At 44.8% G+C, this 12,861-nt stretch carries 15 protein-coding genes; 6 read left to right on the forward strand and 9 right to left on the reverse strand.

Translation table 11 applies throughout. The features are described 5' to 3' along the window. Positions 1-22 precede the first annotated feature (22 nt). The 5 genes from ICV90_RS03420 to ICV90_RS03440 all read right to left on the reverse strand — a co-directional run bounded on the left by ICV90_RS03420 (position 23) and on the right by ICV90_RS03440 (position 4,063). Positions 23-1,132 carry a transglutaminase family protein gene (locus ICV90_RS03420; protein ID WP_215359721.1) on the reverse strand — a complete coding sequence of 370 codons (1,110 nt, stop codon included), beginning with the start codon at positions 1,130-1,132 and terminating at the stop codon, positions 23-25. A 53-nt stretch (positions 1,133-1,185) separates the two neighbouring features. Continuing rightward, positions 1,186-2,451 (reverse strand): DEAD/DEAH box helicase, encoded by a 1,266-nt coding sequence (locus tag ICV90_RS03425; protein WP_215359723.1) that lies wholly within the window; start codon positions 2,449-2,451, stop codon positions 1,186-1,188. 135 nt (positions 2,452-2,586) lie between these two features. Next, the gene (locus ICV90_RS03430; protein WP_215359725.1) at positions 2,587-3,165 is read right to left on the reverse strand and encodes a hypothetical protein; all 579 of its coding nucleotides are present in this window, start codon (positions 3,163-3,165) and stop codon (positions 2,587-2,589) included. A gap of 20 nt (positions 3,166-3,185) precedes the next feature. Further along, positions 3,186-3,620, reverse strand: a complete 435-nt coding sequence (locus ICV90_RS03435) for a YbgC/FadM family acyl-CoA thioesterase (RefSeq protein ID WP_215359727.1) — start codon at positions 3,618-3,620, stop codon at positions 3,186-3,188. 11 nt (positions 3,621-3,631) lie between these two features. Further along, positions 3,632-4,063, reverse strand: a complete 432-nt coding sequence (locus tag ICV90_RS03440) for a GNAT family N-acetyltransferase (RefSeq protein ID WP_251367784.1) — start codon at positions 4,061-4,063, stop codon at positions 3,632-3,634. Positions 4,064-4,225: 162 nt separating this feature from the next. On the opposite strand from ICV90_RS03440, the gene ICV90_RS03445 reads away from it, so the two are divergent. Then, positions 4,226-4,807, forward strand: coding sequence for a hypothetical protein (locus tag ICV90_RS03445; protein WP_251367785.1), 582 nt, complete (start codon positions 4,226-4,228; stop codon positions 4,805-4,807). An 85-nt stretch (positions 4,808-4,892) separates the two neighbouring features. Here ICV90_RS03445 and ICV90_RS03450 read toward each other — a convergent pair whose 3' ends face one another. Beyond that, positions 4,893-5,708, reverse strand: a complete 816-nt coding sequence (locus tag ICV90_RS03450; protein WP_371743887.1) for a substrate-binding domain-containing protein — start codon at positions 5,706-5,708, stop codon at positions 4,893-4,895. An 85-nt stretch (positions 5,709-5,793) separates the two neighbouring features. On the opposite strand from ICV90_RS03450, the gene ICV90_RS03455 reads away from it, so the two are divergent. Both ICV90_RS03455 and modA read left to right on the forward strand, forming a co-directional pair. Beyond that, on the forward strand, positions 5,794-6,816 hold the full coding sequence (locus ICV90_RS03455; protein WP_215359732.1) for a substrate-binding domain-containing protein: 1,023 nt from the start codon (positions 5,794-5,796) through the stop codon (positions 6,814-6,816). Positions 6,817-6,865: 49 nt separating this feature from the next. Continuing rightward, positions 6,866-7,624: a molybdate ABC transporter substrate-binding protein gene (gene modA, locus ICV90_RS03460; protein WP_215359734.1), complete on the forward strand. Its 759-nt coding sequence runs from the start codon at positions 6,866-6,868 to the stop codon at positions 7,622-7,624. 7 nt (positions 7,625-7,631) lie between these two features. Here the strand turns inward: modA and ICV90_RS03465 are convergent, their stop codons facing one another. From ICV90_RS03465 to ICV90_RS03475, 3 genes are all read right to left on the reverse strand, one after another. After that, positions 7,632-8,258 carry an FMN-binding negative transcriptional regulator gene (locus tag ICV90_RS03465; protein ID WP_215359736.1) on the reverse strand — a complete coding sequence of 209 codons (627 nt, stop codon included), beginning with the start codon at positions 8,256-8,258 and terminating at the stop codon, positions 7,632-7,634. 68 nt (positions 8,259-8,326) lie between these two features. Further along, positions 8,327-9,091 carry a hypothetical protein gene (locus tag ICV90_RS03470; RefSeq protein ID WP_215359738.1) on the reverse strand — a complete coding sequence of 255 codons (765 nt, stop codon included), beginning with the start codon at positions 9,089-9,091 and terminating at the stop codon, positions 8,327-8,329. Beyond that, positions 9,088-9,429, reverse strand: a complete 342-nt coding sequence (locus ICV90_RS03475) for a cupredoxin domain-containing protein (RefSeq protein ID WP_215359740.1) — start codon at positions 9,427-9,429, stop codon at positions 9,088-9,090. Before ICV90_RS03475 ends, ICV90_RS03470 begins: the two co-directional genes overlap by 4 nt. Positions 9,430-9,520: 91 nt before the next feature. Here ICV90_RS03475 and ICV90_RS03480 point away from each other — a divergent pair, with 91 nt between their 5' ends. The 3 genes from ICV90_RS03480 to ICV90_RS03490 all read left to right on the forward strand — a co-directional run bounded on the left by ICV90_RS03480 (position 9,521) and on the right by ICV90_RS03490 (position 12,813). Beyond that, entirely contained in the window at positions 9,521-9,766 is a 246-nt protein-coding gene (locus ICV90_RS03480; RefSeq protein ID WP_215359742.1) for a FeoA family protein, read from the forward strand. Continuing rightward, positions 9,759-11,672 carry a ferrous iron transporter B gene (locus ICV90_RS03485; RefSeq protein ID WP_215359743.1) on the forward strand — a complete coding sequence of 638 codons (1,914 nt, stop codon included), beginning with the start codon at positions 9,759-9,761 and terminating at the stop codon, positions 11,670-11,672. Before ICV90_RS03480 ends, ICV90_RS03485 begins: the two co-directional genes overlap by 8 nt. A 97-nt stretch (positions 11,673-11,769) precedes the next feature. Further along, positions 11,770-12,813 carry a fumarylacetoacetate hydrolase family protein gene (locus ICV90_RS03490; RefSeq protein ID WP_215359745.1) on the forward strand — a complete coding sequence of 348 codons (1,044 nt, stop codon included), beginning with the start codon at positions 11,770-11,772 and terminating at the stop codon, positions 12,811-12,813. Positions 12,814-12,861: the final 48 nt, after the last annotated feature.

The following is a 12,861-nucleotide window of genomic DNA, read 5'->3' on the forward strand; positions in this document are numbered from 1 at the left end:
CATCCAATTTCTTAATGAAACGTTAACCAATACGTCTGCTAGTAATTTTGTACTTGAAGTTATCCGGATCAAGAGAGTCAAACCGGCCTTCGTTATTTTCGGCTTGTGGGTACATTAAGAATGGAATGTCACCTTTACTGCCGAGCTTGGAGCCTGGCAATGCGATGTCATGGTCATAGTTATAGGCCATCCAGTTCATTTCCCAATTACCAAAGAGGTAATCACGAATGGCGATCACTTTTGGATCAGTCACAGCTAGACCACCAGTTTCTTCAAGGATTACTTTACGAACGTCTGCTGGATCAACGGGTACCCAGCCATAACCTGATGCATAAAACTCAGCACGGCAATGTTGCGCTTTAGTAATATCGCCTGACTTACCTAAGCTCTTATAGCCGCGCGCAGAATCGGCAATACGAATGCCGTAGACGTCACGCGCTGGTAAGCCGGCTGAACGCGCTAGCGCTACAAAAACGGCGTTGATATCAGCGCACTTGCCACCAAGGTTATTGGTTTCGAGCATGAGCTTGACATCACCTTGACCGCAACCACGTGTTTTTGGGTCACGATGGGTGTTATCTACCACCCAGTTGTAGATTGCTTTGGCTTTATCAATATCAGTAGCATTAGTTGGGAGTTTGGCAAGGGCTTCTTGCGCTTTCGCTTTCACAATGCCATCGGTGGGAAGGTATTTGGTAGGGCGGGACCAAAAGTGTTGATCTTCTTTGGAGAGTTTCAATGCTGGATTTGGTGTTGAGAGCTCTAGGTTGCGATTGCGGGTGCTTACCAAGATAGAAACTTTAACGCTATGAGTGGTTGCTGCAGCATCCCATTTTGTCCAAACCATGCGCGCTTGCTTATCTGGGGTCTCATACATTTGGGTTGTTGCTTTAGGATCGCTTGCTTCTGAGCGGATAGCGATGGTACGGAAATAATCTGCATCCAAAACGAGAGGCAATGGAACCCAACTCTGTGCGATGCCCTTAGGAGACTCTAAATTCACCTCAGTCACGATCTCGTATGTAGTCCACTCGAGTGAAGATTGAGCAAATACAGAAGCAATTGGGTTGAGCGTTGGCAATGCTAATGCGCCAACAATGGTTTTGATGGCTGAGCGGCGTGACGTAGTCATATTGGGTTGCTTAAGTGGTAATAACATAAAGAATAGATATTTTAACGAACGAATTAGCGATTAAAGCTTCTCTTGGGTGGGCTGCTGCGCTTGGCAGGGGTCCCAGCCGTCCCAGCAGGTCTTGGCTTGCGAGATTGCTGGTGTTGCTGACTGCGTAACTGAATCGGTTGCGCCACGGCATTTGGATCTGGTTCAAAACCGGCAATCACTTCTTGCGGCAACTTTTGCTTAATGAGTTTTTCAATATCTCTGAGCATTTGATGTTCATCAACGCACACCAAAGAAACTGCTACGCCATTTGAGCCTGCGCGACCAGTACGTCCAATGCGATGGACATAATCTTCAGAAACGTTTGGAAGGTCATAGTTCACTACGTGAGGGAGTTGGTCAATATCAATACCGCGTGCAGCAATATCGGTGGCAACCAATGCGGTTAACTTACCTGCCTTGAAATCAGCCAATGCTTTAGTGCGAGCAGATTGGCTTTTATTGCCATGAATGGCCATGCTGGTGATGCTATCCTTTTCCAGCTGAGTAACTAACTTATTCGCGCCATGCTTGGTACGTGTAAAAACCAGCACCTGCTTCCAGTCGTTAGTCTTAATGAGATGGGCTAGCAGAGGATGCTTCTTATTTCTATCTACTGGATGTATCAACTGGGCAATTGCTTCATTGGCGCTATTGCTACGGGCTACCTCAATCAACTCAGGCGAATTGAGCAAGCCGTCTGCCAATTGTTTAATTTCGGTAGAGAAGGTTGCTGAGAACAAAAGATTCTGACGCTTCTTAGGTAAGGCGGCCAAGATCTTTTTAATGTCTCGTAAGAAGCCCATATCGAGCATGCGATCAGCTTCATCTAAAACCAAAATCTCAATGTCGTTTAGCGATACGCAATTTTGTGACATGAGGTCAAGCAGTCGACCTGGCGTAGCTACCAATATATCGAGACCGCCAGCAATGGCTTTGATTTGGGGATTAGCGCCAACTCCGCCAAAAATCACAGTAGATTTCAGGCCAGTATATTTTCCATAAGTCACAACGGACTCTTGGACTTGAGCGGCTAACTCACGAGTAGGAGTCAAGATCAAAACTCGTAATAATCTTTTGCCACTAGATTTAGGGGTACTGCTTAAACGTTGCAGAATTGGAAGCGTGAAGCCAGCCGTTTTTCCTGTGCCGGTTTGTGCGGCAGCTAAAAGATCGCCACCTTTTAGGACGGCAGGAATCGATTTTGCTTGAATTGGGGTAGGGCTGGTGTAGCCTTCTTCAGCAATAGCGCGAAGAATGGGTTCTGATAAACCAAGATCTGTAAATAACATAGGGGCCAATAAAGTATTGACCCGTATTCAATTAAACGACTATCCCGGCCAATGGGGTGAGCTGCCACGCTAGAGCGTTTGCAGTAAGAGCCTTTATTTTAAGTCATCAACCCCAAAAGTCAGGTAATTAGAGAATTACGCCGGATTCCAGAGGTTGGGCACGACAGTATTGGCATAACCGGATACAAATGACTTTTCTGCACCAGTTGCAGGATCAAATACCGAGCGATGAATGCGGCCGATATTGCCACCATACACGTGAATGCTGATCGAAGTTTTATCACTCAAGCTGTTCTCGACTACATGAATGTCATGCGTATCGGGTGATACGGTATCAACGTGCCCAGGCAGGCTGACACATGCATGGCCTGCCTTGAAACTGGAATCTGCTTGGCGATAGTAGGGGGTGCCCGTTTCTTCACCACGTAATTGACCAATCATTCCCCAAACGGTGTGATTGTGTAGTGGTGTTTTTTGCCCTGGCCCCCACACGAAACTCACTACAGAGAATCGATCTAATGGGTCTGCATAGAGAAGATATTGCTGGTAGTACTGCGGGTGCGGTTTAGTGAACTCTTCTGGCAGCCAATCATCTGCTGCAATCAGTTTCTCTAGTATTTTCTTGCCTTTACTAAAGACGATCTCTTCACTTGGCTTTTGTTCAAGCAGCAAGCTAAGCTCTTTCACGAAGGTCAGTAATTTACTGTCAGACATTTTTTGCTCCATTACATACATTACTCGTCTTGGAATACACAATCAGGCCATGCCTTAGGCTTAAGTGTGTTCGTATCAACACAAACGATATGTAGCACGGCGCTTGCAATCACTTGGAATTCTTCGCTATCAGGGAGCTTTCTTTGCGCAGTCTGTTTAACACTCACCTGAGTGCGTCCACGATGTTCAATTACTTGATCTATGTAAAGCAAGTCATCTAGACGCCCTGGTTTATAGAAGTTCATTGTGAGTTCGCGCAACGGCATCACCATATTAAATTCATTCTCGAGTTTGGTAGGGCTTAAGCCTTTTTGGGCAAGCCATTCTGCGCGACTACGTTCAAAAATCTCGAGATAACGTCCGTGATAGACAAAACCCGCTGCATCTGTATCGGAGTAACAGACTCGATGGGTATAAGTAAATACAGCAGGGTTTGGGTTGTGGGTAGTTGTCATCGATTGGTAAGCTAGTTTGGCAATATAAGAATCATATTACGGTGGGGCATACCTACCTCATCATATATGGGGCCTTCAGGTTTAAAGCCTAGCTTTTCATAGAAGGGGATGGCAACCACTTGGGAGTGCAACACAATCGATTTTGCCCCTTGGGTTTTGGCCAGGACCACCAATTTCTCTAGAATTTGCAGTCCTATGCCCTGATTTCTGAATGGGGCCAAGATGGCCATGCGTCCAATTTGATATAGCCCGCCGCCCAGATCTACCAGTCTTCCAGTGCCAATACAACGTGCCTCTAGATAGGTTAGGGCATGTGCTGCAGAGGGGTCAAATTCGTCTAATTCAAGCTCTGCTGGAACCTTTTGCTCCCGTATGAATACCTCCTGGCGCACCAAAAAGGCGTCTACCTCAGCTTCTTTCCAGGGTTTTATCAATATTTCCAAGATTCCCAATACCTCCAAGTGCTAATTCCCATCCAATTTACCAAATAAAGGTGAGTATGAGCACGGTTCGAAGCCGTACAAAAGTGCCCCATTCCATGGTTACAATGAATCGTGGCTCTGTATTGGGCCCATCCGTAACCTTTTACTCAACTAGGAGTTATCTTGAAGAAATCTTTATTAGCTGGTTTGTTTGCTGCAGTAGGCGTTACCTTTGCAAGCTCTGTTTTTGCTCAGCTCCCTGCAAAGATGTTGCCTTTAGCCGCTGACGTTGTTGTTTTGAGCGCAACCGTTGATTCAGTAGATGCAAAGAAGCGTATCGTTGTATTGAAAGATGCTAATGGTAATTTGGCGCAGATGAACGTTGCTAAATCTATTAATGATTTGGATAAGGTTAAAAAGGGCGACGTGTTCTTGGTTGAGCATGCACAGGCAGTTGCTGTTGGCTTAACTGCTGTTGGTAAAGATCAAAAACCAGGTGTTTCAGGCGTACGCTCTGTAGTGATCGCTGGCAAAGGCGCTGCTAAGCCATTTGAAGAGACAACAGAAACTGTTTATGCAACTGTAAAGATTTCAACCATTGATCAAAAGACACGTATCGTGACTTTCACATTGCCAAGCGGCGAGAAGCAAAAAGTTAAAGTAGATCCGGCTGTTCTTGGTCTTGAGAAGTTCAAAGCTGGTGATGACGTGATGGTTGAGTTTGTTGACGACACAGCAATTGGCTTTGTAACACCTAAGAAGTAAGTATGAAATAAGCAGTAAATAACTAGGCTTTACGCTAGTTGTAAAAAAGCCCGCAGATGCGGGCTTTTTGCTTAATGGGGCTAGATTATTTTTTAGCGTTCGGAAAGAATAGTTGCTCGCCATCAATCCTGTAGCTAGCAATGACGTCCTGCCCATTCTTGGAGATGAGCCAATCAATAAATTCTTGACCCTGCACCTTTTTCACATGAGGGAACTTGGCTGGATTAACCAACATCACACCATATTGGTTAAATAGCTTTGGGTCGCCTTGCACAAGGATCACAAGATCGCCACGATTCTTAAAGCTGAGCCAGGTGCCGCGGTCAGCCAATATATAGCCATTCATAGCAGAGGCGGTATTGAGGGCAGGGCCCATACCTGAGCCTGTTTCTTTGTACCAAGACTGACTTGAAGAAGGTGTGATGCCCGCACCTTTCCAGTAGCGAAGCTCTGCAGCATGTGTGCCACTTTTATCTGCGCGTGATACAAAAGGAGCTTGTGCAGTAGCAATTTTTTGGAGTGCAACTTGAATATCTTTGCCACCACTGATTTTTGCGGGATCTGATTTAGGTCCGATGAGAATGAAGTCGTTGTACATCACTTCGTAACGCTTAGTAGAAAAGCCTTCTTCAACAAACTTCTCTTCAGCTGGCTTGTCATGAACAAAAACAACATCTGCATCACCACGGCGGCCAATATCTAATGCCTGCCCAGTTCCAACGGCTACAACCTTAACCTCAATACCAGTCTTTATTTTAAAGATGGGGAGCATGTAATTGAACAGGCCAGATTGCTCAGTAGAGGTAGTGGAGGAGACCACAATGCTTTTTTCTTGGGCGCAAACCTGGGTGGCGAATATGGAGAGGGCTATTGAAATAGCGGGGAGAAGTCTGCGAATCATTTTATTCATGGTCAAGCTCAAAGGGGTTGATTAAAGTCGTATGATCGCATACATTAATACTTATTGAATATGCAAAAGATTACATATGCAAATTGAAGTGCGACCAACCCTCATCGTTAAAACCAGGGCTGATGGAAAAAGCTCCATTGACCTGATATGGCTATCTCAGTTGTTAAAAGATATTGGTCGGGGCAGCTCCTTGGTGGTTGCCAGCAAAAAATCAGGCACCTCATATAGGGGTGCCTGGGGCAAGCTGAATCAAGCCGAAGAAACTTTGGGTATGCCACTGATTGTTAGGACCAAGGGACATGGATCAATATTGACTAAGTTTGGTGAATTTTTGATTCAGTTTATTGAGGATATGCAAGCAGGATATTTAAAGCATGATGCTCAATACCATGACATGTTGCTGAAAGAAATTAAGAAAATACAAAAGTCAGAAAGTCTTCGCTGGAAATTCTTCTCCAGTAGTGATTCAGTGATTCAAAAAGCAGTTAGTGAAGTAAGCGGGATAGACCTAAAAATTGCTGGCTCAGGAGAATCTTTAGAGAGGCTGCTGAATAATGAAGCACACATTGCTGGATATCATGTCTCAGATCAGAAGAGTTCCAAAGCAATTTATCAGCGCTTATCAAAAAATGACATTGAGATCTATCCTGTGATGAAGCGAACTCAGGGATTGATTGTGAAGAAGGGAAATCCTCTGCATATTCGATCTATAGAAGATTTGGTTGGCAAAAAAATACGTTTTATTAATCGCCAGATTGGTTCTGGTACCAGACTCCTATTAGATACCCTGCTCATGGAGGAGGGTATTGACCCCACTCAGATTAATGGATACCTGGCTGAAGAATTTACTCACTCTGCTGTCGCCAATGCCATTTTGGCTGGGAAGGCAGATGTAGGTTTGGGGGTAAAGAATATCGCCCTAGAAAATGGCCTGGGTTTTGTGCCACTCAAGGATGAAATTTTCTTTATCGCTATGAATAAAGAGATGGCGGCGCAATCAGAATCCTCCAGGTTAATCCGGAAAATACGAAGCACTTCTGGAGAGACCCCGGGATACAAGGCGGTAAGTTTAAATAGACAAATTCAGGATTGGCTATAGCCTTCTTTTTAAACCATCAAGCAAGTGCGAATCCACTAGAATGGATTTCATGAGCACCATGCGCCTACTGGCTTTAGTTTCAGCATTCTTATTTTCCATTGGCACTGCCTTTGCGCAGACATCCACTATTGCCGTGGCTGCCAATATGAAAGATGCTTTCAACGAGATTGCGATTGTTTTTAAGGCTGGTGGTAAACCAGAGATAAGAGTGGTCTATGGTTCATCGGGCAACTTCGCCACACAAATCATGAATGGGGCACCATTTAATTTATTTATTGCCGCTGATGAGCAATTTCCGCTTGAGCTTTTTAGAAGCGGCAGAACAATAGATGAGGGGGCAATTTATGCTATTGGTAAGTTGGCCGTCATCACTAAGAACTCTTCCGGGATTTTCTTGCTTGATGGCAAAGCAAATATAGCTAAGGCTATTATTAAGGCGAATAAGATAGCTATCGCAAAGCCTGAGCTTGCGCCCTATGGTAGGGCGGCAGTCCAGTATTTAAAGGCAGAGGGGCTTTGGGATCTCGCTAAAGATAAGCTTGTTTATGCCGACAATATTGGGGGTGCTACAACTTATGTAATGAGCGGCGCAGCGGATATTGGTTTTACTGCACTTTCTCTGGCGAAGTCGCCTGAGGTGACAAAGCAAACGAGCTTCTTATTGGTTGATACAAAACTATATGAACCCATTAAACAGCGCATGGTGTTAATCAAGGGCGCGCCTCAAGAGTCAGTGGACTTGTATCGCTTTATGCAGGGGCCTCAGGCTAAATCCATTCTGCAAAAGTATGGATACACCACGCCTTAGTTGCTAATTACTTGGGTGCTCTCATGAACTTCAGCATCTCTTGTAAAGCTTCTTGCGGCGACTTCTCTAGTTGCTCTACTACAGCTTCATAGTCTTCGGCCGGGCGGTTCTGGCTTAGCTTAAATTTACCAACCAAGCTACTGATCTCAATCTCGATACCAATAATAGCCTTGAGCATCATTTGCACGTACTCTTCTGGGGCATCGTCTAACTTCCAGTTAGATTGATAGGTTGGTTCGTGAATATTGGTCATTTGCGATACATGACTTCTTAGCCACTGTGCATCCTCAATCAACTTAATGCTACCTTCGGCATGAACCGCAGCATAGTTCCACGTAGGCACCACTTTTCCACTCTCTTGTTTTGATGGATACCAAGAAGGGGTCACATACGCATTTGGTCCATTAAAGATTGCTGTAACAGATGTATTGTTACCGCTCGCAACTTTAACGAGTGGATTCATTCTGGCGACATGTCCGTAAAGCTTGGTTTTGTCGGAGCTCAGCATGAGCGGTAGGTGGTTGATTTCAAAACGACCATCCAGATTTGCAACAATAGTCGCTAGCGGGTATTCAGAAATCAGCTGGGCTAATACTGCTTGATCTTCAACTAAAAAATGTTTTGGTAGGTACATAAGAGGCTAAGCAGAATGGGTAAATGGTTGTATTTAATAAGAACATAGCAGAGATTGAGCTCTTGTTCTTAAAATTCGTACTCCACCTGCATTCTGATGGTGTTTTTTGGTGATGCGGTGGTGGTTCCCCAGAGGTAGGCTACGTTGTATTTCAAAGCTTCCTTGCGGCCCAGTTTGGTTTTTCCAAAAATGGCTGGCCCCGCACTAGATTGTTGTTGTTCATTGGTGTTCCAGTGATTAACCTGTCCTAGCCATGAGTAGATCTGGGCTCCAAGTTCCAGCTCTGGCTGAAGGCGATATTTAACCTGACCTTGATAGCCAAAATAAGTACCCTGATTTTCAGTGCCCGTGTAATGTCCTTGCATCAAGACGTTGAGATTGGCAACCCACTTTTTCCATTCACTTTGAAATAAGAATCCATATTTGGCTTCATATCCTTCATTGCGATTTTGAGGACGTTCTAACTCAAGCAAGAAGCCGATATCAACTGGATATTTTCCAGTTTCCGTTAGTTGAAATTTATTTTCCCATTCCACTGCATCAAATTGGGAGTTGGTGCCATCCCAAATAACTTTTCCATAAATCTCAGTGAACCACCAGGAGTTCACGCCATAACCGAAACCAATAGAGGCGCCTGATTGTCTATTGTCTTCACCGCTCCTGGGTGTCTGGGTTCCAAACTTAGTATCTATCTCCCTTTCGCCTTCTTCCACTCTTGGGGTGTAGATGTAATCTGCTGGCCCACTTAAGTACTCACCAGCATGAATCAAGGGGCTAGCAGAGAGAAGGGCGAGGCAACACAAGCCTTGCATTAAATTATTCCTCATCATCATTTAACCCTCACTACACCTTGAGCAGTTTCCGGACTAAATTCACCTTCAAATTTATAGACACCAGGACTTAAAGGTCCGATGTAGAAAGAGGCCTTGCTTTTGGCTTTAATTAATACCTCTCTGTTGAGGTCGTAACTTTCAAATTCCTCTGCAGTGTCATCTAGGTTTTCAATCGTAAGTTTTACTTTGGTATCGGCCGGGATATCAATTTCTGATGGTAAAAATCGCCCATTTTTAATTGAAATCTGGATATCGTTGCTTGCTCCGTGGGCAATATTTATCAAATTTAACAACAAGAAAATGCTGATAAGTAACTGTTTTGTATAAGTATTATTCATAAATGAGTGTATATGTAAATGAGAACTATTCTCAAGTATAAGGTATATAATGAGAATCGTTCCTATTTATTGATAAAAGTGACAATCCTCCATGCATTTGGACCAGGTTGATTTGGAAGTTCTTTACCGAGTGAGCGCGGTTAACGCGCCTAAGGGCGCCCCTCAAATTAAAGGGCAGCTGGAAGACATTGGGTTTTTACCTGGTGAGCAGGTGACTGTTCTGCGTAAAGGTTTGCTTGGTAAGGGTCCGTATATGGTTCGCGTCGGAGCCTCCACATTCGCATTGCGTCAAGCCGAAGCTCGCATGATCACGGTCGATGCCATTTCACATGTCTGAATCTAAAGTTCACTTTTTCTCGAGTGAGCCACTCGTCGCCTTATTGGGTAATCCCAATTGTGGCAAAACGGCATTATTCAATTTGCTGACTGGCAGTCGTCAAAAGGTAGCGAACTATTCAGGCGTTACTGTAGAGCGCAAAGAAGGGCGCCTATCTCTTGAGTCTGGCAAAAATATCCGCATACTAGATTTGCCTGGAGCCTATAGCTTGTATCCAAGATCCTTGGATGAGCGTGTTACCTGCAATGTACTGCTTGGTCGAGCTGAAGGTGAAAAACGTCCTGACCTAGTAATTTGCGTATTGAGTGCCATGAATTTGCGTCGTAACTTGCGTTTAGTACTGGCTGCAAAGCGCTTGGGGCTGCCTTGTATCGTAGTACTCAACATGCTTGATATTGCTAAGCGTCAAGGCCTGCATATAGACACTGCCGCACTTTCAAGTGAATTGGGTTTGCCGGTCCTCACTAGCATTGGTATTCAGTCTAATGGCGCTGATGAAATCAAGCAGTTCTTATCGAATTTAGACTGGCGCAATCTCAATGGGTTGCGCACAGGTACTAGTGATGCGACCCTAGAGAATGTTGCCTCTCATATTGCCCATACTGAATCTGACAATATTCAAGTTCAACGAATTCTGCAAAACCTCAAGCTAGATCAAATCATTCCCGATCAATTAAGCGATCGCTTAGATGCCGTATTACTTCATCCAGTTTTTGGCCCCATCATTTTGGTGGCCTTACTCTTTTGTATTTTTCAGGCCGTGTTCAGTTGGGCTACGGTACCCATGGACCTGATTAAATCTGCAGTGGACTTTCTGGGTGCGCAGATCGTCGAAGTATTGCCCAATGGATGGCTGCGTAGTTTATTGATCAATGGAATTTTGGCAGGTTTAGGTGGTGTGGTGATTTTCTTGCCGCAAATTCTGATTTTGTTTTTCTTCATCCTTTTATTGGAAGAGTCTGGCTATCTTCCAAGGGCTGCCTATTTATTAGATAGGGTGATGGGCTCTGTTGGCTTATCGGGTAGATCCTTCATTCCACTCCTCTCCAGCTTTGCTTGTGCCATTCCTGGAATTATGGCCACCAGAAGCATCTCTAATGCGCGTGATCGCATGGTGACGATTCTGATTGCACCCATGATGACTTGTTCTGCACGTCTGCCGGTATATGCCTTATTGATATCAGCATTCATTCCAGAGCAAAAGCTATGGGCGGGCATCGATTTACAAGGCCTGGTTTTATTCTTGCTGTATCTCGCTGGAATTTTGGGCGCGATGGCGGTGGCCTGGATTCTGAAGCGCTTTACGAGTGAGCAATTTAGGATGAACGCGCTCATGATGGAGTTGCCAAGTTATCACTTGCCTCGCCTAGGTAATTTAGCAATTAGCTTGTGGCAAAGAGCAGAAATCTTTTTGCGCCGTGTTGGCGGAATTATTTTGCTGATGACTATTGGTTTGTGGGTGTTATCTAGCTTTCCGTTTCCACCCGAGGGCGCAACAGGATCACCGATTCAATATAGTTTTGCTGGAATGATGGGGCAGGCCTTGGCTCATGTGTTTTCACCAATTGGATTTAACTGGCAAATCAGTATTGCTCTAGTGCCAGGTATGGCAGCTCGTGAGGTTGTGGTGAGCTCACTGGCAACGGTTTATGCTCTATCTAGCTCGAGTGTCGACGCAGCTGATGCGCTGATTCCCTTAATCTCAAATGGCTGGTCTTTAGCTACGGCTTTATCCCTGTTGGCCTGGTTTGTATTTGCCCCCCAGTGCCTATCTACCATTGCTGCAGTAAAGCGCGAGACAGGTGGCTGGAAGATTCCGATCATCATGCTGAGTTACTTATTCGGCTTGGCCTATATCGCCTCCTTTATTACCTATCACTTAGCCATTTATCTAGGTCTAGGTTAAATCTACTGACATCTATATTTGCTGCGGCACCGCATAAAAGGGTGCGGTAGTATTCCCTTTGTAGTTAAAAAATAGATAACAACACAAGGAGATATAGATGAGTTCACGTCGCCAATTTATGAAGACTGCTTCAGCTGCTGGAGCCGGTTTAGTAGCTGCCTCTACTATGGGTGTAATGAAGGAGGCTTCAGCTCATCCCACCTCAGTATGGGGAGGGGAGGTTTACACCGGTCCACGTGAGATGGTGAAAAACAGCAAAATTCTCTCGATCCAAAATGCGGATGGAACAGAAACCTTGGGTGTGGTTACCCCAAAAGGTGTTATCGATATTCGTGCTGTAGCTAAGAAAATGAAGATTGCAGCACCGACTACCTTGGATCAATTATTGCAGGAGGGTAATGCTGCGGGATTTAATAAGGTTGTGGCAAGCGCCGATAAATCTGGCGTGCCTTACTTAAAGGAATCGGACATTACTTTCGGGCGCCTGTTTAAAAACCCTGGAAAGATTGTTTGCGTGGGATTAAATTACCGTGCGCATGCGGATGAAGTTGGTATGGCTCATCCACGAGTACCGCCGCTATTCAATAAGTACAACAATAGTCTTGCGGCCCATAACTGTTTATTGCAAATTCCACCGCCATCAGTTTCTTATAAACTAGATTATGAAACTGAGCTGTTGATTGTTGTCGGCAAGCAGATGCGCAATGTTCCCGAATCGGCTGCTTTGGATTATGTGGCAGGTTATTGCACCTCAAATGATTTCTCATCACGTGATTTGCAGCTGGAATTGCCGAGTGGGCAATGGATGATTGGCAAGACCTTGGATCAATACGCCCCAATTGGACCTTACTTTGTTACTTCTGACTTAGTAGGTGACCCCAATAAGCTTCAGGTAAAGACTTGGGTAAATGGTGAGTTGCGTCAGAACTCCAATACTGCAGACTTCATTCATAACACTCAAAAAATGTTGTCTTACATCAGCACCTACTGGACATTAGAACCGGGAGATATTGTTTTCACTGGCACACCACAAGGTGTTATTGCTGGTATGCCGAAGGATCAGCAGGTGTGGTTGAAGAAGGGCGATAAGATTGTGAGCTCAGTCGAAAAACTCGGAGAATTGAAGTTCACTTTAGCTTGATCATTTCTCAAATGAGTTTCAAAAAGAAAGCCACCCTAGGGTGGCTTT

Source organism: Polynucleobacter sp. JS-JIR-II-b4 (assembly GCF_018687815.1).
Taxonomy (GTDB): Bacteria; Pseudomonadota; Gammaproteobacteria; order Burkholderiales; family Burkholderiaceae; genus Polynucleobacter.